Origin of the sequence: Algibacter sp. L3A6, from assembly GCF_009796825.1 — a bacterium.
GTDB lineage: Bacteria > Bacteroidota > Bacteroidia > Flavobacteriales > Flavobacteriaceae > Algibacter.
This window is the reverse complement of sequence record NZ_CP047030.1, coordinates 1,569,512-1,593,055: the sequence shown is the minus strand read 5'-3', so window position 1 is coordinate 1,593,055 and position 23,544 is coordinate 1,569,512. Positions and strand designations below refer to the sequence as shown.

General features: G+C 32.4%; 23 protein-coding genes. 11 read left to right on the top strand and 12 right to left on the bottom strand.

Annotation, left to right across the window (positions count from 1 at the left end):
* Nucleotides 1–104: 104 nt before the first annotated feature.
* The 6 genes from GQR98_RS06695 (at nucleotide 105) to GQR98_RS06670 (ending at nucleotide 6,636) form a co-directional block, all read left to right on the top strand.
* Nucleotides 105–1,568 carry a polysaccharide biosynthesis C-terminal domain-containing protein gene (locus tag GQR98_RS06695; RefSeq protein ID WP_159018838.1) on the top strand — a complete coding sequence of 488 codons (1,464 nt, stop codon included), beginning with the start codon at nucleotides 105–107 and terminating at the stop codon, nucleotides 1,566–1,568.
* A gap of 16 nt (nucleotides 1,569–1,584) precedes the next feature.
* The gene (gene dut / locus GQR98_RS06690) at nucleotides 1,585–2,019 is read left to right on the top strand and encodes a dUTP diphosphatase (protein WP_159018837.1); all 435 of its coding nucleotides are present in this window, start codon (nucleotides 1,585–1,587) and stop codon (nucleotides 2,017–2,019) included.
* A gap of 52 nt (nucleotides 2,020–2,071) precedes the next feature.
* Nucleotides 2,072–3,091: a sugar phosphate nucleotidyltransferase gene (locus GQR98_RS06685; protein WP_159018836.1), complete on the top strand. Its 1,020-nt coding sequence runs from the start codon at nucleotides 2,072–2,074 to the stop codon at nucleotides 3,089–3,091.
* Between the two features lie 193 nt (nucleotides 3,092–3,284).
* The gene (locus GQR98_RS06680; protein WP_159018835.1) at nucleotides 3,285–4,640 is read left to right on the top strand and encodes a tetratricopeptide repeat protein; all 1,356 of its coding nucleotides are present in this window, start codon (nucleotides 3,285–3,287) and stop codon (nucleotides 4,638–4,640) included.
* A complete protein-coding gene (locus GQR98_RS06675) occupies nucleotides 4,640–5,410 on the top strand; it encodes a DUF4292 domain-containing protein (protein ID WP_159018834.1) in 771 nt (256 codons plus the stop codon). The genes GQR98_RS06680 and GQR98_RS06675 overlap by 1 nt, the downstream gene beginning before the upstream one ends.
* Entirely contained in the window at nucleotides 5,407–6,636 is a 1,230-nt protein-coding gene (locus GQR98_RS06670) for a murein hydrolase activator EnvC family protein (RefSeq protein ID WP_159018833.1), read from the top strand. Before GQR98_RS06675 ends, GQR98_RS06670 begins: the two co-directional genes overlap by 4 nt.
* A 1-nt stretch (nucleotide 6,637) precedes the next feature.
* On the opposite strand, the gene GQR98_RS06665 is transcribed toward GQR98_RS06670, so the two are convergent.
* From GQR98_RS06665 to GQR98_RS06655, 3 genes are read right to left on the bottom strand one after another with little or no spacing between them, the layout of a single operon-like run.
* The gene (locus tag GQR98_RS06665; protein ID WP_159018832.1) at nucleotides 6,638–7,345 is read right to left on the bottom strand and encodes an ABC transporter ATP-binding protein; all 708 of its coding nucleotides are present in this window, start codon (nucleotides 7,343–7,345) and stop codon (nucleotides 6,638–6,640) included.
* Between the two features lie 9 nt (nucleotides 7,346–7,354).
* On the bottom strand, nucleotides 7,355–8,833 hold the full coding sequence (locus GQR98_RS06660) for a DUF5687 family protein (RefSeq protein WP_159018831.1): 1,479 nt from the start codon (nucleotides 8,831–8,833) through the stop codon (nucleotides 7,355–7,357).
* 8 nt (nucleotides 8,834–8,841) lie between these two features.
* Nucleotides 8,842–9,243 (bottom strand): DUF2059 domain-containing protein, encoded by a 402-nt coding sequence (locus GQR98_RS06655; protein ID WP_159018830.1) that lies wholly within the window; start codon nucleotides 9,241–9,243, stop codon nucleotides 8,842–8,844.
* A 137-nt stretch (nucleotides 9,244–9,380) separates the two neighbouring features.
* Here GQR98_RS06655 and GQR98_RS06650 point away from each other — a divergent pair, with 137 nt between their 5' ends.
* Both GQR98_RS06650 and GQR98_RS06645 read left to right on the top strand, forming a co-directional pair.
* Nucleotides 9,381–10,439, top strand: coding sequence for a ferredoxin--NADP reductase (locus GQR98_RS06650; protein ID WP_159018829.1), 1,059 nt, complete (start codon nucleotides 9,381–9,383; stop codon nucleotides 10,437–10,439).
* A 15-nt stretch (nucleotides 10,440–10,454) separates the two neighbouring features.
* Nucleotides 10,455–10,943: an AAA family ATPase gene (locus tag GQR98_RS06645; protein ID WP_159018828.1), complete on the top strand. Its 489-nt coding sequence runs from the start codon at nucleotides 10,455–10,457 to the stop codon at nucleotides 10,941–10,943.
* A gap of 12 nt (nucleotides 10,944–10,955) precedes the next feature.
* Here GQR98_RS06645 and GQR98_RS06640 read toward each other — a convergent pair whose 3' ends face one another.
* Entirely contained in the window at nucleotides 10,956–11,975 is a 1,020-nt protein-coding gene (locus GQR98_RS06640) for a glycosyltransferase family 9 protein (protein WP_233268088.1), read from the bottom strand.
* 69 nt (nucleotides 11,976–12,044) lie between these two features.
* Nucleotides 12,045–12,650, bottom strand: coding sequence for a DUF4254 domain-containing protein (locus tag GQR98_RS06635; RefSeq protein WP_159018827.1), 606 nt, complete (start codon nucleotides 12,648–12,650; stop codon nucleotides 12,045–12,047).
* 72 nt (nucleotides 12,651–12,722) lie between these two features.
* Here GQR98_RS06635 and upp point away from each other — a divergent pair, with 72 nt between their 5' ends.
* Nucleotides 12,723–13,382: a uracil phosphoribosyltransferase gene (gene upp / locus GQR98_RS06630; protein ID WP_159018826.1), complete on the top strand. Its 660-nt coding sequence runs from the start codon at nucleotides 12,723–12,725 to the stop codon at nucleotides 13,380–13,382.
* Here upp and GQR98_RS06625 read toward each other — a convergent pair.
* Complete coding sequence (locus tag GQR98_RS06625) at nucleotides 13,371–14,294, bottom strand: DUF6427 family protein (RefSeq protein WP_159018825.1); 924 nt, start codon at nucleotides 14,292–14,294, stop codon at nucleotides 13,371–13,373. The two genes, upp and GQR98_RS06625, sit on opposite strands and share 12 nt — an antisense overlap.
* A 71-nt stretch (nucleotides 14,295–14,365) precedes the next feature.
* On the opposite strand from GQR98_RS06625, the gene GQR98_RS06620 reads away from it, so the two are divergent.
* Nucleotides 14,366–14,593, top strand: a complete 228-nt coding sequence (locus GQR98_RS06620) for a DUF6341 family protein (RefSeq protein WP_042500807.1) — start codon at nucleotides 14,366–14,368, stop codon at nucleotides 14,591–14,593.
* On the opposite strand, the gene purD is transcribed toward GQR98_RS06620, so the two are convergent.
* Nucleotides 14,588–15,859, bottom strand: a complete 1,272-nt coding sequence (purD, locus tag GQR98_RS06615) for a phosphoribosylamine--glycine ligase (RefSeq protein WP_159018824.1) — start codon at nucleotides 15,857–15,859, stop codon at nucleotides 14,588–14,590. The two genes, GQR98_RS06620 and purD, sit on opposite strands and share 6 nt — an antisense overlap.
* 151 nt (nucleotides 15,860–16,010) lie before the next feature.
* Between purD and GQR98_RS06610 the strand changes: the two genes are divergently transcribed.
* Nucleotides 16,011–17,324 (top strand): phenylacetate--CoA ligase family protein, encoded by a 1,314-nt coding sequence (locus GQR98_RS06610; RefSeq protein WP_410488906.1) that lies wholly within the window; start codon nucleotides 16,011–16,013, stop codon nucleotides 17,322–17,324.
* On the opposite strand, the gene GQR98_RS06605 is transcribed toward GQR98_RS06610, so the two are convergent.
* From GQR98_RS06605 to GQR98_RS06585, 5 genes are all read right to left on the bottom strand, one after another.
* On the bottom strand, nucleotides 17,305–18,084 hold the full coding sequence (locus tag GQR98_RS06605; RefSeq protein ID WP_159018822.1) for a glycosyltransferase family 2 protein: 780 nt from the start codon (nucleotides 18,082–18,084) through the stop codon (nucleotides 17,305–17,307). The two genes, GQR98_RS06610 and GQR98_RS06605, sit on opposite strands and share 20 nt — an antisense overlap.
* 11 nt (nucleotides 18,085–18,095) lie before the next feature.
* On the bottom strand, nucleotides 18,096–19,445 hold the full coding sequence (locus GQR98_RS06600) for an undecaprenyl-phosphate glucose phosphotransferase (protein ID WP_159018821.1): 1,350 nt from the start codon (nucleotides 19,443–19,445) through the stop codon (nucleotides 18,096–18,098).
* A 14-nt stretch (nucleotides 19,446–19,459) separates the two neighbouring features.
* Nucleotides 19,460–20,446 carry a UDP-glucuronic acid decarboxylase family protein gene (locus GQR98_RS06595; RefSeq protein WP_159018820.1) on the bottom strand — a complete coding sequence of 329 codons (987 nt, stop codon included), beginning with the start codon at nucleotides 20,444–20,446 and terminating at the stop codon, nucleotides 19,460–19,462.
* Nucleotides 20,447–20,612: 166 nt separating this feature from the next.
* On the bottom strand, nucleotides 20,613–21,749 hold the full coding sequence (locus GQR98_RS06590) for a glycosyltransferase (RefSeq protein WP_159018819.1): 1,137 nt from the start codon (nucleotides 21,747–21,749) through the stop codon (nucleotides 20,613–20,615).
* Nucleotides 21,750–22,307: 558 nt separating this feature from the next.
* A complete protein-coding gene (locus tag GQR98_RS06585; protein ID WP_159018818.1) occupies nucleotides 22,308–23,537 on the bottom strand; it encodes an O-antigen ligase family protein in 1,230 nt (409 codons plus the stop codon).
* Nucleotides 23,538–23,544 lie beyond the last annotated feature (7 nt).

Sequence of the window (23,544 nt, the reverse complement as noted above, 5' to 3'; positions counted from 1 at the left end):
ATAAAGCGCCACTTACAGCTATTAACCGGCATAAAACAAGCAATAACTTATCTTTGCATGGGATTCTCTAAAAACGTACTTTTAACACCACAAAACAACTAGCATTGAGCGCACTAAAATCACTTTTCAAGCAAACATTCATTTATGGCCTAGCCACGGTTTTACCGAGAATGTTGAGTTTTATGCTTGTACCGCTTTACACAAGCGATGGTGTACTTTCATCCGTAAGTGAATATGGAGAAGTATCGGTGATTTTTTCATACTTTGTTCTATTTAACGTTATTTTAGCTTACGGTATGGAAACCGCCTTTTTTAGGTTTTTCAACAAGGACGATGATAAAAATAGTGTTACAGGCACCTCTACCATATCTTTGGTTATATCATCTATCAGCTTTTTTGCCATTGCGCTAATTTTTCAAAATCAAATCGCTTCATTTATAGATATAGACGTTAAGTACATTAACATAGTTATTTGGATTTTACTTTGCGACGCTCTTGTTATTATACCTTTCGCATGGTTACGTGCCACACAACAACCCATGCGTTACGCCATTATCAAAATATTAAATGTCACCATAAACTTAGGTTTAAACCTCTTCTTTCTTTTAGCTTTGAAAGATTTATCACATAACTTTTCTTTTTTCAATAGCATTTATATAGAAAATTTTGAAATCAGTTATATTTTCATAGCAAATCTTATATCAAGCGGTATAACACTTCTTTTAATGCTTTCGTTTTACACAAAAATTAAATACGTGTTCAACATAGAACTTTGGAAACGTATGATGCGTTACGCTTATCCAGTTTTAATCGCTGGAGTAGCATTTTCAATTAACGAAACATTTGATAGAATTCTTCTTAAAGAACTTCTTCCTAAACATATTGCCGATGTAGATATCGGTATGTATTCGGCATGTTACAAACTAGCCTTGTTTATGACACTTTTTGCTACAGCTTACCGATTGGGTATCGAGCCTTATTTTTTTAGCCATGCTAAAAGCCAAAATCCGCAAAAAAATTACGCCAGAATATTAGAATTCTATGTTGCGCTAGGGTCTATAATTTTATTAGGCGTTGTGGTTTTTGCTGATATATTGAAACCTATAATTGTTAGAAGTGAAGATTATTGGGAGGCTATGTGGGTAGTACCAATAATTTTAATGGCCAACTTCTTCTTAGGTATCTATCATAACCTATCTGTTTGGTATAAAGTCACCGATAAAACAAAATTTGGAGCATATATTTCTATAGTTGGTGCCATAATAACATTAGTAATAAATATTATATTCATCAAAGAATTCAGCTACAAGGCATCAGCAGTCGCAACTCTGTCGGCCTATGCTGTTATGATGGTTTTATCTTATTACTTCGGAAGAAAATACTACCCTATACCCTACAATCTAAAAAAAATACTGATGTACCTAATACTCTCCATTGGTCTATCCATATTATCCTTTTATCAATTTAGAGGTGATTATGTTGTAGGCATATCAATGTTAATTGTATTTTTGGGAATCGTTTATTTTTCAGAGAAAGATGACATCAAAAAAATCTTAAAAACGAAGTAAAACGTAAGTAAAACAGATGGAGATAAAAATAATAAATAAATCTAACCACGAGTTACCGCACTATGAAACCATAGCATCGGCAGGTATGGATTTACGCGCTAATATAACAGAAGATATTACCTTAAAACCATTAGCAAGAACCATTGTTAAAACAGGTCTATTTATTGAATTACCAATAGGTTTTGAAGCTCAAGTTCGTCCACGTAGTGGGTTGGCCGCAAAAAAAGGTGTAACCGTTTTAAACGCACCAGGAACCATTGATGCAGATTACCGTGGAGAAATTGGAGTTATATTAGTTAATATTTCTAATGAAGATTTCGTTATCGAAAACGGTGAACGCATTGCACAACTCGTTATTGCAAAACACGAACTTGCGGAGTGGATATCTGTTGAAGAATTGTCTGAAACCTCAAGAGGTGAAGGTGGATTTGGAAGTACGGGCGTGAAATAAAAAAAACAAAAAATAGATTTCCGCCTTCGCGGAAATGAAAAAATTACTTAATATGAAAATAATAGTACCAATGGCCGGGCGCGGATCGCGTTTACGCCCACACAGTTTAACAGTACCAAAACCATTAATTCCTGTTGCCGGACAGCCTATTGTACACCGTTTGGTAAAAGATATCGCCAAAGTTTTAAAACAACCCATAGAAGAAATTGCCTTTGTTTTAGGTGATCCTGCTTGGTTTGGAGACGATGTTGTAGAAAGCTTAAAAGCCCTTGCTGAAAACTTAGGCGCAAAAGCTTCTATTTACCGTCAAGATAAACCGCTAGGTACTGGCCACGCTATTATGTGTGCAGAACCTTCACTTTCTGGGCCTGCAGTTATTGCTTATGCCGATACTTTAATTCGCGCGGAGTTCGATTTAGATCCTGCTGCCGATAGTGTTATTTGGACTAAGCAAGTAAAAAACCCAGAAGCTTATGGTGTGGTAAAATTAAACGACAACCAAGAGATTGTTGAACTTGTTGAAAAACCAGAGTCTTTTGTTAGCGACCAAGCCGTAATTGGTATTTATTACTTTAAAGATGTTGCTGTTTTAAAAGGAAAACTCCAAGAAATTCTTGATGAAAATATTATGAATGGTGGCGAATACCAAATTAACGACGGTATAAAACGCATGATGGCAGACGGTAAAGTATTTAAAACCGGGACTGTTGATGAGTGGATGGATTGCGGAAACAAAGCCATTACTATAGAAACTAACCAACGCATGTTAGGCTTTTTGAAAGCTGATGGCGAAGAGCAATTAGTTGCAACATCGGCTAAACTAGAAAACTCTAACATTATAGAACCTTGTTTTATTGGTGAAAATGTTGTGCTAAAAGATGCGACTGTAGGCCCTTTTGTTTCTATCGGAAACAATACAGTTATAGAAAATTCGACTATTAAAAACAGTTTAATTCAAACAAACTCGACTATTAAAAATGCGAATTTGGATAATGCTATGATTGGAAATTACGTTAAATACGATGGGGATTTTACAAGCATTAGCATTGGTGATTATTCAGTTTTAGAATAAATTTTAATTCCCTCGAAAGGGGGAATCTTATCAAATAGTGTTCATAGATATTATTTGACTGACCACCAAAGCGTAATTACCGCGGACTAGTTCGCGTTAGGGATTGCAGAGAAAAGCCCACAGCCCGACGTAAGAAGGTGCGAGGACTTGTAACGTAAAGCCCGACCTTTAGGTAACGCCCAAATTAAAAGTAATGAAAAGAAACATCTACATATTATTTTTTCTCTTCGGAATGTTTTTACTTCCGCAGATAAACTATGCGCAAGTGGATTTAAATAAACGTCCCGACGATGATTTAGGAAATAATGAAGATGCTTTTCAGGAGTTATTTTACGAAGCTTTAAAGCAAAAAAGTATTGAGAATTTCGATCGTGCTGCTGAAGGTTTTCAAAAATGTATTGCATTAAACCAATCTATTCCTGTTTTACATTTTGAATTAGGAAAGAGTTATTATAAACTTAAAAATTATAATGCCGCCGAAGAGTCTTTAAAAAAAGCAGTTGAATTAGAACCAGACAATGAATGGTTTTTAGATGAGCTTTACGGCTTTTATGCTGGCCAAAACGATTTGGATAATGCCATTAAAACGGTTAAACAATTAGTTAGTTATCATCCAGATTATAAGGAGGATTTGGCATCACTTTACGTGAAAACAAAACGTTACGATGAAGCCTTACTCCTTTTAGATGAATTAGATACTGAGCTCGGTGTTTCTATAGATAGAGATCGCATGCGAAATATAGCATACGAAGCTACGGGCAGAAAAAAGGATCAAATAGAAAATTTAGAATCTCGGGTTGAAAACAATCCGGATAAAGAATCGAACTATTTAGCTCTAATTTTCCGCTACAGCGAAAACAATAATAAAGAAAAAGCTTTTGAAACCGCAAAAGAACTTCTTGAAAACAACCCAAAATCGCAACTTGTACATTTGGCTTTGTACAAATTCTATTTAGATGAAAACAATGCGGATAAAGCTATAGAATCGATGAAGGTTGTTGTGCAAAGTACGCAAATAAAACCTGAGGCTAAGGTAAAAGTATTATCTGACTTTGTTAATTTTGTTAAGCAAAATCCACAATATGAGGCCGATTTACTAGAAGCTACAGCTTTGGTTACCGAAGAAGACAACGAGAAATCGCTGTTAGAAATGGGGCAATATTATTTATCTAAAAACAACAAAACTAAAGCTTTAGAATATTTTGAAAAAGCACTAGAGCAAGACAGCAATAATTTTGCCGTTTTAAAAAATATTTTGTTGCTTAAAATAGATTTGCAGAACTTTAAAGCCGTGGAAGCAGAAAGCAGTGAAGCTTTAGAAAAATATCCATCGCAACCTTTATTATACTTGGTAAATGGTATCGCTTTAAATAACCTCAACCAACCTAAAGAAGCTATTGAAGCTTTAGAAATTGGATTAGATTATATTATTGATGATGCTAGAATGGAGACTGATTTTTACAATCAATTAAGCAAAGCTTACACGCTTTTAAACAATACTGCCAAAGCACAAACGTTTAGTGATAAGGCACAAAAATTAAAAAATTAATGAACAAACCTATATATTACGTTCTAAGCATTATGCTGCTTTTAAGTTTTAGCTGTAAATCGGCACGAACGGTTACTGGTGGCGCTGATAATTTAAGCCTATCTACCAAAGCGGTTATAAAAGAAAACAGCAAGCAGAGTCCGGATTTTAAAACATTACAAGCTAAACTTAGAATTAACTTTAATAAAAACGGAAAATCGCAAACCAACAGCGTTAGCTTTAGAGCTAAAAAAGATGAAGTACTATGGATGAATGCACCGTTTTCTGTTATTAGAGCGATGATAACTCCAGAAAAAGTTGGGTTTTATAATAAACTAGACAACACTTATTTCGAGGGTGATTTTTCATATTTAAGTAAATTATTGGGTACGGAATTAGATTTTAAAAAGGTGCAAAACTTACTTTTAGGTGATGCTATTTTCGATTTAAAAAATGGAAGTTACACGGCTTCGGTTAACGATAATACTTATATTCTGCAACCTAAGAAACAACAGCTTTTGTTTGAGATTTTCTTTTTAATAGATCCTTCTCTTTTTAAAGTGAAATCGCAACAAATAAGCCAGCCTAAAGAATTGAGACATCTACAAATTGATTATTTATCGCATCAGGAAGTAGAGAAACAAATACTGCCAGAAAACATAAAAGTTATTGCTGTAGAAGGCAACGAAGAAACCATTATAAATTTAGAATTTAAAAGTGTAACATTAAATGAAGACTTACGTTTTCCTTTTAAGATACCTTCAGGTTTCAAAAAAATTGAATTGGAATGATTTTAAGAAAATCTTCATATAAAATAATATTTCTACTAGGCTTTTTACTTTGTGGCTCTCTTGCTTTTTCTCAAAACAATAAACAGAAAGAGCTAGAGACACGTCGCCAAGAGTTGCGTCGCGAAATTCAGAAAATAAATGAATTACGTACAGAAAATAAAACGATAGCGAAATCGAAACTTTCTTTAATTGAAGATTTTAATCACAAAATAAGTGTGTTGGATAATTTAATAAAAGTAACCAACCGCCAAGCCAACTTATTAACACGTGAAATAAACACGAATCAGAGCAAAATAACGAGTTTAAGAGACGAACTCAAGCAATTGAAGGCAGAATACGCTGCTATGATTGTTAAGTCGTATAAAAGCAAAAACCAGCAAAGTAGGATTATGTTTTTACTATCGTCTAATAATTTTAAGCAAGCCTACAAACGTGTGCAGTATATGCAGCAATATGCCGACCATCAAAAAAAACAAGGTGAGACTATAAAGGTAAAAACAAAGGAGCTACAAGACATAAATACCAACTTATTAAAGCAAAAGGAGGAAAAAAATAATTTAATTGCTGAAAATAAGGTTACTCAAAAATCTTTAGAAAGTGAGCGTAAACAGCAACAGGCTTTAATGAAAGAAATTCAGGGTAATATTTCGCGCTACGCCAATCAAATTAAAGATAAAGAAAAAGAAGCCCGACGCATTGATGCCGAAATAAATAAAATTATTAGAGCCGCTATTGCTAAATCTAATAAAAAGGCTGGAAAATCTTCGAGTTCAAAAACATTTGCATTAACACCAGAAGGTTTAGCCTTAGCCAAAAATTTTGAAGCCAACCGTGGTAAATTGGTTTGGCCAGTTAGTAAGGGTGTTGTACAAATGGGCTACGGTAAGCAACCACACCCTGTAATAAAATCGTTAACCATAAACAGTAACGGTGTACGTATTGCAACCGAAAAAGGCGCTAAAGCTAGAGCTGTTTTTAATGGCGAAGTTATTGGTGTAGTGGCCAACAAAAATGTAAATCCGTTTGTAATTATACAGCACGGAAATTATATTACGTACTATAAAAATTTATCTATAATTTACGTAAAAGCAGGAGATAAAGTAACTACCAAGCAAGATATTGGCGAGGTATTTACCAACCCTTCAACAGGAGAAACTATTTTGAGTTTTGTAATTTCCAAAGATACGGACACACAAAACCCATCCAGTTGGATTTATAAAATGTAAACTACACCTCTGCCCCGCCCGAAAAATGTAGTTCTAACTCTTTTAAGGTGGCTTCACTGGTTTGTAAATCTTTCACTATCGTTCCTCTTTCTAAAACAACAATACGCTCGCAAACATCGGTTACGTGCGATAAGTCGTGACTAGAGACTAAAACGGTAACGCCCTGTTTTTCGGCAAGGTTTTTAATAATGCCTTTTAGCCTTATTTGTGTGGTTGGGTCTAGGTTTGCAAAAGGTTCATCTAAAATAATAACCTCAGGGTTACCAATTAATGCGGCTACAATACCGGCTTTCTTTTGATTCCCTTTACTTAAATCGCGTAAAAACTTCTTCTTACCTAAAACTTCATCGTGAAAAAAATCTGAAAATTGGGCTACCAAAGCATCCACATCGGCCTTATTTTGATTCCGAAGTTCTCCTATAAAATAGAAATACTCTTCGGGTGTTAAATACCCAATTAAAAAGGTTTCATCTATAAAAGCAGATGTAAACGGTTTCCAATCTTCACTTTTATCCACCTGCACATCGTTACTTTTAATAAAACCTGTAGTTGGTTGAATTAAATCTAAAAGCAAGCTAAAATACGTGGTTTTACCAGCGCCATTATTACCAACCAAGCCAAAACTCTGCCCTTTTGGGATATCTAAAGATTCAATGTTTAAAACCTGATTTCCGTTGTATGTTTTCGATAAATTTGATGTTGTTATCATAATATATTTTTAATTATCCTGATCGAAAGCATCAATCATTTTATACTTAGAGCTTACGTATTTATTGGTAATAAATGTCATTATTTTTTGATGAAGCAAAATACCAATCACACCTAATAAGCCCAACACCAAACATGCTATTTCAAAACTACTAATAGCATACGTGATACCGAATATAGCCAAAGGCACAAACATAAGCGGTATACCAATTAACCATTGCACAGCTCCAGTCCCTTGAAAATTAAAAGTCGCTTTTTGATCGAGGTTAATTCTTTTTCTATTGTACGAGCCTCCAATTAAAATAACATGGGTATTTACACCAATGTTATAAATGGCCGCTACAAATTGTGCTAATAAAATTCTCCATCCAAAATACACATACGGAATACTTAGCACAAAGAGAATAATAACGCTTAACGTCATTAAGGTGAATTTGGACTTTAAATAATTTTCGTATTTAATATTTTGACTCATTAAGAGTTTGTAATATCCACTATCCCAGGCCGGAATAAATTGTCCGAAATTAATTAAAAAGATACCTGTTACAAAAATACCAACAAAGGCATACATCCAAGGCATTTCCATATATTTCTGATCTGGATAAAACATCAAACCGTATAATAACCCCATGGCCAGCATCCATAATGAAGATCTGGTACGTTTATTTCGCCATAACAATTTTAAATCTAATTGCATAAAAGGCGCCACTTCTCCAAAGCTTCTTGTCCAGTCTAAATTTGAGGTCTGTACTTCCTTAATTTTAGTTTTTAAACCACTATCCAAAAACAGTTTTTGTTTCAGTAATTTAAAATTGAAAAGATAAAGCCCTACTAAAACCGCAATGAGTATTACAATAAAACCAGGCGCGTTATAAATAGCTTGAAACCCACTAGAAACTAAAGTGCTTAAAGAAATAATTTGAAAATAGTTTAAGGCCGATAAAGCACCAACCAAAGCTATTATTGGAAAAAACGAAAGCTCATATTCTGCAGAAAAGCTTTCAATAATGAAGTTTAAAAAATTAATTATTAAGGTTGTAATAACCAATGCAAGCATCCAAAACAAAACAGCCGTTGTTGGATAGTCGTTTAATATTAAAGTAATTCCGAAAGGAATAATTGCGAAAAGCGGTAATGCATTAAAAAATGAAAACACCGATTTTCGCAATACATAATTTACAATTTGACTTCGTTTAACAGGTAAGGTAAGTAATGGCTTAACGCTCATTACTGGTAGTTTCTGCATAAAAAACCGAAACACCAAATCGCCTAAAACCCAGTAAAATAAAAAACTATTTACGGTTAAAAATGGATTCTGATCTGGAAATTTATCATTCAAAAGAGGGTAAACAGCAATGCCTATTAACAAAAACATGCCCACTAAATACAGTGCAAAAAAGCCCATTAAAACTTTTAAAGCAAGCCCTTTACCAAAATCGGCAGATCTAAAAAATGCTTTCCACTCTAAACTTAAAAATAGTTTAATCATACTAGCAATTAATTATATTTTGCCGCTATACCTTGCACCTCTATTCCCCAAGATTGCCCCATAGCCATACCGCGTTGTGCTAGGTTTAATTGTTTAGATGCTAGTTTTTTTCCTAAATCTGTATTATAAAACTTAACTAATTCTTTTATTTCTGGTTGAGTAAATTCACCCATGTACAAATCTGCCATTTTATCATACAAACCATCTAAAGTACCATTTGCTTCTTTAGTGTAAGCGTCTTTTTTTTCATCTGGAACCATCATGCCTAGTTGTGCAATGGCCGTTTCGAAAGCAGAACCTGCACCTGTAATTTTAATAAACTCGATAGTTTCTTTTTTAAAATCGCTTTGTTCTTGAGCTTGCGTTGCAAGTGTTAGCATAAATAAGCCAATGCATAGTAGTTTTTTCATTTTAATTGAAGTTTAATAGTTTGTATATATTGAATTATGATTGTTAGTAATAAATTTAGGTAATTTGTTACAAAGAATGTGCAAAATTTTTCGGCAAAAACTTAAAGCTTCACTATTTTTGTTAAAAATTAATATCCATGTCATCATTTCATAAACTTTCAGTTAAAAGCATAAATAGAGAAACAGAAAAATCTATTAGCATTGCTTTCAACTTACCGGAAAATTTAAAAGAAACTTTTTCATTTTCTGCAGGACAGTACATTACTTTAAAAACCGAAATTAACGGTAATGAAATACGTCGCGATTATTCGTTATGTGTTTCACCTAAAAGCGGAGAACTTAAAGTTGCTGTAAAAGAAGTGAAAGATGGTACTTTTTCGGCTTATGCTAATAACACTTTAAAAGTTGGTGACACTCTAGAGGTTGCACCTCCAAAAGGTCGTTTTACGTTTACGCCTAACGATAGTAAAACTAAAAACATAGCCGTTTTTGCTGCTGGTAGTGGTATCACTCCTATTTTAAGTATTATAAAATGTGCTTTAGAAGAAGAAACTTTAAGTAAAGTGATTTTAGTTTACGGTAATAAAACTAATGCAGACACGATGTTTTTTGATGAAATATTAGAACTTCAACATGCTTACAAAGATCGTTTTTCAGTTCAATTTGTATTTAGCCAACAAGATGAAGAGGATGCTATTTTTGGAAGAATAGAAAAAAGCACTGTAAACTACGTTATTAAAAACAAGCATAAACACGTTGAAGTTGACGCTTTTTACCTTTGTGGACCAGAAGCTATGATCCATATGGTGAAAGATGTTTTAACTGAACATGATATTGATGAAAATCGCATTCATTTCGAACTTTTTAAAGCTTCGAAACCTGCCGAAATTGAAGCAGGCGCTGTAGTTTCTAACGGAAAAACAAAAATTACGGTTACTGTTGACGACGAAAGTACAACTTTTGAAATGTCGCAAAAACAAACTATACTTGAAGCAGCTTTAGATGAAGATCTAGATGCGCCTTACTCTTGCCAAGGTGGAATTTGCAGCAGTTGTTTAGCACGTATTACAGAAGGCGAAGCTACTATGAGACAAAACAATATTTTAACTGAAAGTGAAGTTGCCGAAGGTTTAATTTTAACGTGCCAAGCCCACCCTACAACAGACTCTATTACGGTAGATTTTGATGACGTTTAAAAACCAAACATTTTAATGGTTCACCTTATTGTTGGAAATACCGGATCAGGTAAAACAACCTATGCACAAAATTTAAAAGCAAAGACAAACGCTATTGTTTTTTCTATTGATAAGTGGAACAACACCTTATTTTTTCCTGATAAAAAAGCAACCGATGGATTAGATTGGTTTTTGGAACGTATTAAGCGTTCTGAAACTATAATTTTAGATTTAATACATCAATTAGAACAAGCAGGAATCGACTCCATTTTAGACCTAGGGCTTGCAAAATTTGAACACCGCGAAAAATTTAGGAGGTTTTCAATTGAAAACGGATATGAATTCATGACACATTTTTTAGATATCTCTAAAGAAATACGATATCAAAGAGTTCTAAAAAGAAATAGTGAAAAAGGAGACACTTTTCAGTTTGAAGTAAGTCAGGTAGATTTTGACTTCATGGAAACTTGGTTTGAAAAACCAACAGAAACCGAAATGAAAAACGGCATTATAATAAATAGTTAATAAAAAAACGGTTTAAATCACGCTCTTCACTTTTGCAATTATCGCTTCGGGACTAATACTCCCCGCAGCTTCTTTGTAGTTTTCTGGATATTTATTACCAAAAATAGAAGTTGGTATTTCGGGAAATTCATCTTTATTAGCGACTAAAGCATACTCGCTAGGTTGATTAAATGGTGCAAAACCAGCAAACGGATGTGTTACGCCCCAAATAGTTATTGTTTTTACGCCCATCATGGCTGCCATATGCGAGTTTCCAGAATCCATGGCCAGCATACCATCTAAATTAGAAATAAGGTCTAATTCTTCATTTAAATTAAGTTTTCCTGCAGCGTTTACAACATTGTCAAAGCTGTTCTCAATAGCAGTAAGTACTTCAACTTCTTGTTTACCTCCACCAAATAAAACAATTTGGTAGTCTTTAGAAAGTGCCTCAATAACTTGTTTCATTAAGTTTAGAGGATACATTTTACCTGCATGAGCAGCAAAAGGCGCAATACCTATTATTTTTTTAAAATTATGCCCCAAAAACGCTTGCAATTTTGTGCTTAAAACAGCGCGTTCAGGAAAGGTTGGATTAGACAGATCTAAATTATATCCTAGTTTATTAAAAACATCAGCGTAACGTTGATGCGTGGTTTTTAGTTGATGAAAATTTACACCAGAAACCAAAGCCTTCTTCTCTGCTCTGCCTTTATCAATTTGTACGGTGTGTTTTCCAAAGAAAAATAATTTTAGAATTTGACTTCGTAAAACATTGTGCAAATCGGCAATAACCTCAATTTTAAAAACCTTTAATTCATTTGCAAGTTTCCAAAGCCCCAAAACACCTTTATGTCTCTTTTTTACCTCAGCCGGAAAAACGGTAACATTAGGTAAATCTCGAAAAAATGGTGCAAAAAACTCTCGTGTTAAAACCGTGATTTTTACGTCCGGATATTTTTTAATTAAAGCACGTAAAACAGGCACCGTCATTGCCACGTCTCCCATAGCAGACAAGCGAATAACTAATATGTGTTGTTTTGGTTTAACCATTTAATTTAAGCACTAAAAAAAACGGACTGAGCCAAAATAAAGCACCGTCCGTTTTTATAATTTCACTAATTATTTTTGCCCTCTTAAAACTGGGTTTAATTCGTCGTCATTGTACATTTTCATTTGTTTGTACACCTTCATGTATTTATCACCTTTTTCAATATCGGCTAAAAGCGTATCAATTGCTGTAGACAAATCTACACGTTGCTCTAACAAAATATCTAGTTTCGTCTGGCAAGCTGCTCTGTGACTATCGGTAGCATCTGTACGTGTTGCCTCCTCATTCATATGGTATACTTTTAATGCCAAAATCGATAAACGATCTACACCCCAAGCTGGACTTTCTGTATTGATAGTTGCACCCTCTTTAACCACAACACCCTTGTATTTCTCAAGAAAATAACTGTCGATATATTCCACCATATCCGTTCTATCTTGGTTTGATGCATCGATTTTACGTTTTAAAGTTAACGCTGCAACAGGATCTATTTGTGGGTCACGAATAATATCTTCATAATGCCATTGCACTGTATCAATCCAACATTTTCTATATAGTAAATGCTCTAGCAAATCACTTTCCGCGTAAGCGTTAGTAAAAGGCTGATCGACTGTATTAATAATGTGGTATTTTGCAATAACCTCTTGAAAAATTTTATTAGCTTTAGTTGTAAACATATTGTATAAATTTTAAAGTACAAATATACTTGATATTTACTTAACTTTACTGTTAGAAACTCGAACAACATCATGCATATTCATCATTTATCTGAACAAAACTCGGTACTCAACACGTTTCTTTCTGAAATGAGAAACATTGACATTCAAAAAGACAGTATGCGTTTCCGTAGAAATATTGAGCGTATAGGTGAAATTTTAGGTTATGAAATGAGCAAATCTTTCAATTTTAAAGCCGCTACAATACAAACACCTTTGGGAGATTGTGTTATTAATGAAATTGATAATAACATTGTGCTCTGTTCTATTTTAAGAGCGGGCGTACCTTTACACAACGGCTTGCTAAATTATTTTGACACTGCCGAAAACGCCTTTATTTCTGCTTACCGACACCATAAACATGAGCCGGAAAGTTTTGAAATTATAGTAGAATATTTAGCGTGCCCAAGCTTAGAAAACAAAACACTAATTCTGGCAGACCCTATGTTGGCAACAGGACAATCTATGCTTGCTACTTTTGAAGCTTTACAACCATTTGGAACACCAAAAGAAGTACATTTAGCTTGTATAATTGGCGCACAAGAAGGTGCCGATTTTGTTGAAAACCATTTTGACAAAAACACCCATTTATGGATAGCTGCTATTGATGAAAAACTGAATGATAAAGGCTATATAATACCAGGACTTGGTGATGCGGGCGATTTAGCTTTTGGTGCAAAACTACAGCAATAGCAGTACAAAAGGTAAAATAAATAAAATGGCAAGGAATATTTCTCTAAACCATTTATCTTCTATAATCTCAATGTAATTAGTAATAATTATAGCCAACGGAGCAAAAACAAATAAAAACTCACTACCGTCTTTAACTGGAGCTAATATCACTATTGCACTACCTATTATTGCCGAAATTAAAATAGATTTAAAGGAAACTCTAAATGCTTTTTTCTTTTCTTTAATACTATTTATATAGTACAAAGACGACCAAATACCAAACGATAATAGAATAGTTATGGCAACAATATATGCCGCAGAATTGTAACTATTAAGGTTTAAACTTATTTCTGGCAAGCTCTTAAACGTATCGAAAAAACTATCGTAAAGTACAATAGAAACACCTGAAGCGATAATAAAAACCGTTGCAACTCCTATAAACGGAATTACCCAATGGTTTATTTTTATATCATTGTAAAACGCTAAAGATACTAAAATTAATAGAAAAAACAAGATGGCCCAAAAGTAAAATAAAGCAGCTATAGCAAACCAAAATGAGGCATCAAATAATTTTTTATTCACCTCAATTTGAGAACGTAAGCTTATAACACGCCGTAAACCCAATAATACAAAAAAGTTAGAAAACAGAATATTAATATTACTTGTAGTTTGTGTTAATGTGAATAAAAACAAGCTAAATAACAAGATTTCGTAGTTACTTTTTCTGCTTAAACTGTTTTTACTAACTATAAAATTAACAAGTAAAATAGAAGCATAACATACACAAAACAGCCCCAGTTCTTCTAAGATAAAAAGCGCTGTGAAGTGTTCGGTTGGTAAACCTAATCTACCCACAACAAATGCCAATAACGTAATGAAAAATACGATAATGAAATTTATTGGTTGAGATTTACTAAAAATACTTGTAATCATTAACTCTTTTTGTATTTTTGCTACGTAAATATACTAACAATCTAACCAAGTTAGAAAATAATATACCACACATGAAAGATTTCTTTTACGCAATACAGGATTTATTTGTTAATGTTCTTTTAACTCCTATGGATGCTTTAAAAGCTTTAGAACTTGAAAACTGGTTCGCAGCAAGTACTATTTCTTGGATTTTTGTAATCATTGGCTTTGCAGCTATGGTTTACTGGATGTTACAATTAAAAAGCTTTAGCGATAACAATGAGGAAGATAAAAGTATCTCTGCTCATTCTTACCTATAAATCGAATCCAATATCTTTACGATAATTCATCTTATCAAAATGTAGTTTATCTATATTTTGGTAAGATTTTTTTATGGCCTCTTGGTACGTATCTCCATACGATGTAATAGCCATAACGCGTCCACCAGAAGTTACAATTTTACCATCTTGCAATTGTGCTCCCGCATGAAAAGCGATAGAACCTTCAATAGTATCAACACCCTTAATTTCTTTACCCTTCTCATAAGCTTCTGGATATCCACCAGATACTAACATAATAGTTGTTGCAGCACGCTCGTCTATTTCAATGTTAATAGTATCTAAAGTACCGTTTGCCATAGCTTGTAGAATTTCAACAAAATCATTCTTTAATCTAGGTAAAACAACTTCCGTTTCCGGATCCCCCATACGCACGTTATATTCAATAACTTTTGGATCTTTTCCAACTTTAATAAGACCAATAAATACAAAACCTACATAAGGTAGATTATCTTTCTTAAAACCACTAATTGTTGGCTTTACAATACGTTCTTCTATTTTGCTTAAAAATTCATCTGTAGCAAAAGGCACTGGAGAAACAGCTCCCATTCCACCTGTATTTAAACCTGTATCACCTTCACCAATACGCTTGTAATCTTTTGCAGTTGGTAATATCTTGTAGTTTTCTCCATCGGTTAATACAAAACAGCTTAATTCTATTCCGTCTAAAAATTCTTCGATAACTACTTTATTACTAGCTTCTCCAAATTTAGCATCAACCAACATGCTTTTTAATTCTGCTTTAGCTTCATCTAAATCATTAAGAATAACAACACCTTTTCCTGCAGCTAAACCATCGGCTTTCAACACGTACGGAGCGTTTAAGGTTTCTAAAAAATTATAACCATCCTCAACGGTTTCTTTTGTAAAACTCTCGTAAGCTGCCGTTGGAATGTTGTGGCGGTATAAAAATTCTTTTGCAAATTCTTTACTTCCCTCTAATTCTGCTGCTACTTTTTGTGGCCCAATTACAGACACGTGTTTTATAGCATCATCATTTAAGAAAAAATCGTGAACACCTTGTACTAAAGGATCTTCAGGACCAACAACAACCATATCGATTTGTTTGTCTAACACTAATTCTTTAATCGCGTCAAAATCGGTAACACCAATATTTACATTAGTTGCTACATTTGCCGTACCTGAATTTCCAGGAGCTACAAAAAGCTTATTACATAAAGGACTTTGAGCAATTTTCCAAGCAAATGTGTGTTCTCTTCCGCCTGAACCAAGAATTAATATGTTCATTATTTTTAATGTTTTTCTACTTCCGTCTACACGGAAATAACAAATTGTTGATTATTGTTTTTCGTAATTTTCGAAAGACAAAAATAAAACTAATGCCACGAAAACACGAATATTTTTTATTTACTTTACAAAAACTATTTTACTCGCTTTTATTTTGAATTTATTCAACTTGTCTTTAAAATTAAAAGGCTTCCCGATAAAGGAAGCTCAAACCTTTTTGAAAACAATTAAAAAAAAGCAGGAATTAGATTTTGATACATATCTTGAAACATCAAAACAAGTTATTGTTAACCACCATTTAAAACATAATCCGTTTTATAGAGACTTAGCAAAACATGCAGACGTGAATGATTGGGGCACATTACCAGTTATGACCAAGTATGACTTACAGCAACCTTTAGAACAAAGGCTTTCTAATGGTTTTTCAACTAAAAACGTTTTTATAAATAAAACTTCAGGCTCATCGGGCACACCCTTTGTTTTTGCTAAAGATAAATTTTGCCATGCTTTAATTTGGTCTAATTTTATCGATAGATATAGTTGGTTTAATTTAGATTTAAATCGATGTAAACAGGCAAGGTTTTATGGCATTCCGTTAGATAAAAAAGGCTATTACAAAGAACGTATCAAGGATGAATTAAGTAATCGTTTTAGGTTTTCGGTTTTCAATTTAAGCGATGAGCAACTAGCAAAGAATGTAGAAAAATTCAGAAACACATCTTTCGATTATATTAATGGTTATACAAGTTCTATTGTTCAATTTGCAAAATATTTAGAGCAAAAACATGTTGTATTAAAAACTATTTGCCCATCATTAAAAGCTTGCATTGTTACTTCTGAAATGCTTTTTGCTACAGATAAAACCCTTTTAGAAACACAACTGGGCATCCCTATTATTAACGAATATGGTGCTGCAGAACTTGGTTTAATTGCTTTCCAAAATAAAAAAGACGAGTGGATTGTAAATACCGAAGATTTATTTATTGAAATTCTAGACGACAAGAACAATGCTCTGCCTTACGGCGAAGAAGGACGCGTCGTTATTACGTCGCTTTACAATAAAGCCCATGCCTTTATTCGATACGATTTAGGCGATATTGGTATGCTATCTAAAATAAGTACACCACAAAAACCCATACTAGAGAAATTAATAGGACGAACTAGCGATTTAGTTAAACTCCCTAGTGGAAAAAAAGCTGCGGGACTTACATTTTACTACGTTACAAAAACCATTATAGAAAACACCGGTAACGTAAAAGAGTTTATTATTGAGCAACTAAAATTGGATACTTTTAAAATTAGTTATGTTAGTAAAACTCCTTTAACAGAAAAACATACTACCGAAATCAAAAAGGCCATTTCGAAATATTTAGAACCAAACCTTGTTGTAAAATTTGAAAGAAAAGAAGAACTAACACGTTCTAAAAGCGGAAAACTAAAGCAATTCAGCTCTTATTTAGCTTAACAATTTGCTTCGATTTCACAAAAAAATGTTCTCTCAAAAACACCAACATACACCAAGTTGATTTTAAAGTAGAAAAGCCTAGCCCTTTTTTATAAACCCAATAATTATGTTTTACTAAGCTCAATTTATTAGCAGACATAGAATTTTGATGCACACGGTAATAAGCTAAGGGCTCTTGAACACCTCTAGCGTCTTTTCCGGACTTTTTAATTGCAGCCAACCATAAGAGCCAGTCTTGACGTTTTCTTAGATTAGGAGCTGTTATTTCACCCAAAACTTTAGCGTTATACACACCAGTTAAATTTCCAACGTAATTACTTTTTAAAAGTTTGGGATAACTTAAGCGCTTTAGCGCTTTAACTTCTGTGTTTAGTAATTTCCCATCTTGATTAATTAATTGGTAACTCGTAAAAGAAACATGACAGTTTTCTTTTTGCATGAAAGCAATTTGAGTTTCAAGTTTTTTAGGGTGCCATAAATCATCGGCATCTAAAAACGCAATGTAATCGCCCTTTGCAAGTTGAACCCCTTTATTCCGAGAAACAGCAGCACCAGAATTCACTTCATTTTTAAGAAGTTTTATATTGGTATGTATTTCTAAAAAGGGTTGAATTATTTTTAAAGTACTATCGCTAGAACAATCATCTATTAAAATAAGTTCCCAGTTTTTGTAGGTTTGACTTATAACACTGTTTATAGTTTCTGAAATAAAATCTTCAGAATTAAACATGGGCGTTATAATAGTAACTGAAGTTGTCAAAAATTTTAGCGTTAATAAGCCTTCTCTTCGCCTTTTATTGCATTTACAAAGGTTTGTATCACAATTTTAATATCGAGCAGCAACGACCAGTTTTCAATATAAAAGATATCATATTTTACACGATTTATAATATCCTTATCTTCTTCTATTTCTCCACGCATACCACTTACCTGAGCTAAACCTGTAATCCCAGGCTTTACAAAATGGCGCACCATAAATTTATCAACTTTACGGGCATACAAGTTAGTATGGCTTACCATGTGAGGCCTTGGCCCAACAACAGACATATCTCCAAAGAGCACGTTAAAAAACTGAGGCAGCTCATCTATACTCGTTTTACGAATAAAAGCCCCCATTTTTGTTATACGCATATCACCTTTGGTCGCTTGATGCAAATGCGCATCTTCATTAGGCGTCATAGACCTAAATTTATAACAATCGAATTCCTTATAATTGAAACCATTTCTAGATTGCTTAAAGAATACAGGCCCTTTTGACTCCAGTTTTATTAAAATAGCTATTATTGGAGTTAACCAAGATAGAACAAATACAATTATAGAAGACGCCAATAAAATATCAAAAACGCGTTTAACAAATTTACTTACCGGTTCTTGTATTGGAATACTACGGAATGATAAAATTGGAATATAATCGTAATATTCATATTTCAATTTTCTAGAATAGATATCTTTATTGTCTGGTATAAACTTTAGCTCGCGCAAGTTATTATCTGCAAAATCGGCTAATCTGTTTATCTGCTTATTAGATAATTCGGCTACTGATGAATATATTTCGTTGATATCATTTTCAATAACATAGTTAAAACACTTCTGAAGTGAGAAATCGTCATCCTTAACTGTAAATTGTTTTTGGAATTTGTATCCAAAATCTTGTCGTTTGTTGAAAATATTAATTAACTGTCGTGTTTTTTCGTTATCTCCAATTACTATAACATTCCTAATATTCCCCCCTAAAGTTGACCTATACTTATTCAACAAAACGAAAATAAGAAACTTAAAAAAACTAATTAATAAAAACACACATATTAGATAATTACCTAATTCGAGTCTACTAATGTTTGGTTGTTTAAAAACGCCAATAAAAGCATAAAGAATTATAGCAAAAAACAACATTTGTCTAAAAAGCAAAGCAACTATTTGAACTATTCTAGTATGTCTATGTACTTCATAAAAATGACTTGTAAATGCTATAATAATCCAGAAAACACCAACATAACTTAAGAAACCATATATATGTGTAATATTTATTGAGAACAAAAATACGCAACCAATAATAATACTTAAATCTAATAAGTAGGAAATAGGCGTTATAAAACCCGAATATCTGCTTTGTTTAAACATGCTAAATAAAAGAACTATTTTTTCATATGCTTTGCAAAATCCTTATGATCTCTTTTTAACAACTCTTCTGACGATAAACTTTTAAAGTAATCAAATGTCATCTTCATTCCTTCTGCCCTATTTACTTTTGGCTCCCAATTTAGCAACTTCTTTGCTAATGTAATATTTGGTTGCCTTTGAAGAGGATCGTTTACAGGTAAATCTTGATAAATCGTTTTTTGTGTCGTACCGGTTAACTTAATTATTTCTTCAGCAAATTCTTTAATAGTTATTTCGTGTGGATTCCCAATATTTACAGGTTCTACATAATCACTTAATAACAACCTAAAAATACCTTCCACCTGATCATCTACATAACAAAACGATCTTGTTTGAGAGCCATCACCAAAAATTGTTAAATCTTCACCTCTTAATGCCTGTCCCATAAAAGCAGGTATAACACGACCATCATTCAGTCTCATTCTTGGACCATAAGTATTAAAAATACGCACTATCCTGGTTTCAACTCCATGAAACCTATGGTAAGCCATAGTAATAGCTTCTTGAAAACGCTTAGCCTCGTCGTATACTCCTCTTGGACCAATAGTATTTACGTTGCCGTAATATCCCTCTGTTTGCGGATGTACTAGAGGGTCCCCATAAACTTCTGATGTAGAGGCAATTAATATTCTAGCATTCTTATCTTTTGCTAAACCCAATAAATTGTGTGTCCCCAAAGAACCCACTTTTAACGTTTGAATTGGTATTTTCAAATAATCTATTGGGCTTGCTGGAGAAGCAAAATGCAAAATATAATCTAAATCTTTCTCAATATTTATAAACTCAGTAATATCATGCTCAACAAATTCGAAATTAATATTTCCTTCTAAGTGAAGTAAATTTTTCTTGTCGCCAGTAATATAATTATCCATTCCAATCACATAGTAACCTTCTTTTATAAATCTATCACACAAATGAGACCCTAAAAAACCCGCAGCTCCTGTTATTAAAATTTTTTTCATAATTTTTTATATGTTTATCCTATCGTAAATTAATAGTTAATTTCCTGCTCAAAACATCTTTGGTTTCATAGAAATTTGGTCTATCAAAAAAAACAAGTTCATCACTAAAACTTTCTTTACTTTATTAAAATCAAGTATTCTAAAAACACTCCATTATGTACAATTTTTATTTTTTTATTTTTTTATTTTTAATATATATCTCTTCCAATATCTTTATGTTTTTTGTAATATCAAATTTATTATAAAACATCTTTAATGAGTTATTTGTAAACTCATTGTTTTTTTTATCACAATTAATAATTCCAACTACTGCGTCCGCAAGTTCTGAAATATTTTCGTTAAAAATTAAATGTCCATTATACCCTTCCTCAACTAAATCTCTATTTCCATCTGCATCTGTAGCCACAATAGGTTTACCCAGAGCTAAGCTTTCAATAACCGAATAAGGTAATCCTTCATATCGCGCCGTAGTTAGATACAATTTTGATGCCTTAATAATATTAAAAATATCTGCTCTAGAAGTCCACTCTAAGAGTGTTATGTTTGGACCTAAATTTAGTCGCTTTATCTTCTTATTGACTTCCTCCAAATTTGGTGCGTGATACCCTACACCCATTAATACAAGGTGAATATCATTAATGGAGGTTTTAATTTCAGCTAAAACATCTAGCATTAATTCAATGTTCTTCTGAAATGAAGGCCGTCCTACTGAACAAATGTAATTATCTGGCCATGTTTTAGGAATTGATAACGGCTCTATTTTACTGATAGGGTTTATCGAATTATTAAACAATAATGCTTTCTCAATTGGGTAACCAACTTCTTTAACTGCTCTATTTTGTTCTGATGTAGAAGAAGCTAGAATTTTATTATTAGATCCAATAAATAGTTTTTCAACGAATAAAAATATTTTCTTTTTAAAAATATTTTCAGCACTTAAAAAAGAATATGCTTGTGGTGTATGGAGAACGGGTATTTTCAAAAATGTTGTCACAGTTTTCGCGATAATCCCTCCTTTAGCGCTATGTGCATGGATAAGATTTGGTTGTTCTTTTTTTATAATTTTCAATGTCTCCCTGATAGCATTAAAATCTCTTACTACACTAATATCCCTTTGTATTGGTAACTTGTAATCTTTAACAGGATTTCCTAAATTATCAATGTAAGGTGTTTTTGTATCATCTCTACCATGTATAACAATACTTTCAAATTTAGTACTTTCTATGTTTTCTAAAATCAGTCTTAAAGAAACATCTACGCCTCCAACCGAATTGAGTATATGTATTATTTTAATCCTATTCATTTTCTATTTTAAAGGTCTTATTAAACGATAGCAAATATAAGCTAAAATCTATCAATTATTTATACTTCAACTATGAACTTATCTAACCTTTATAAGGTGCTAATAGCTTTTCGTTATTCAATACTACTCCTTAATAATAAATTCGACAAATATTGATATTAATAAGACTACCTCTCTTGAAACACATTAATAGATTGACACCATTATCAAAATTATTACAATATTTTGAATAAGTTTTATTGCGTTAAGTTATTGAATGGAGGCTCTTTTGCTGAACTTAAACGTTTTTGCCTTAAAGTTATTTTTATAATCTATACAAGACACTTATGTTCAATACTAAAACCTGTTTTTATTTAATTAATAAAAATTTTAAAAGATATAACCAGAACGACTCTTAATCTATATAAAAAGTATATCTAGTAATTTATATCTCTTAAAAAAGCAAAAAAAACATAGGTAACATTTATATTATTATAGATAAGAATAAAGAATCTAAAAGACACATAAACAATAAACAGGCTATTATTTCTTTTCAACAAAAAATACGTCTTATTGAAACTAAGCGGTAACTTTAACAGTAGCCCTGTTTTTTATTTCGATAAAAATTAAAGTTATAAAAAAGCCAAAAAAGAAAACACCTTTTTGTCGTTCCAAAATAGATTCTGTAAAAAAAGACATAATAACAATTAAAAGTAGTAGACCCAGCTCTAGATTCTTTGTTTTTAAAATATAAAAAAAAGCAATAAATAAAATTGAAAGAAGCAATGATAACCCAATATAACCATGATTTAATGTTGTAGTTATATATTGATTGTGCGAATTAAAATTCAAAATATTATTATAAGTATTTTTTTCATAAACCCTGTTTAATGCATCTCTAGAGCCTTTAGGACCATACCCTAGTAATTCGTGTCCATTTAAAGCCTCAACACTAGATCTCCATAACTTATTCCGTATTGATATATCATGATATTTCGCTCCGATATCAGAAACCTGCCCACTGATATTTAGACCTAGTTTCTCGATGCTATCAAAAAACTTATCATTTACATATCTACTAGAAGTAATTAATACAATGGCTAAAATAATTCCAATCACTAACCCTATCAAGGATTTAATATTAATAAAAGATTTATAATTACAAATTGCGAAACTAAAGGATATTAACACAAAGCAAACTAACCCCATTCTTACCCCAGACAATATAATAAAAATGAAAAAAACAACATATACAACACCTTTAAAAATTGGTCTAAAGTTAGAAAACAATAAAAATATAACAGCGCTATTTACATACAAAACGTCATAAGGGTAATGATAATGATACATTGACCGCTGTATAAAATTATAGTTTAATCTGTGTTGAAAGTTAACTACATAATTATAAAACAAAGTAGTAAATGCTAATAAACAAAACACGAAACATGCATAAATAAAAGCTTTTTTAATTATTATTAATTTATTTAAATGAATATTTAAACAAATTAATAGCAACGGTATTACAATCAAAGGGATTAAAAAAGACACCCTATCATAACTAATCCCTTTTTGAAAAGAATAAAACATCCCTAAAACCCCGAACAAACCATATAACGGCGTCAATAAACCAATTTTATACCTCTTAATGTAACTTCGTTTTTGCTTCTTATCTCCTATTGCTAAAAAGACAACAAGCAATAAACCTAACACTAATGGAGCCAATATAATAGGATTAAATGGCATTACAACAACCAAAAGAACAAGAATGTTCGTTATTAAATATTCCTTATTTTTATTATCAACTACCATATTTTTA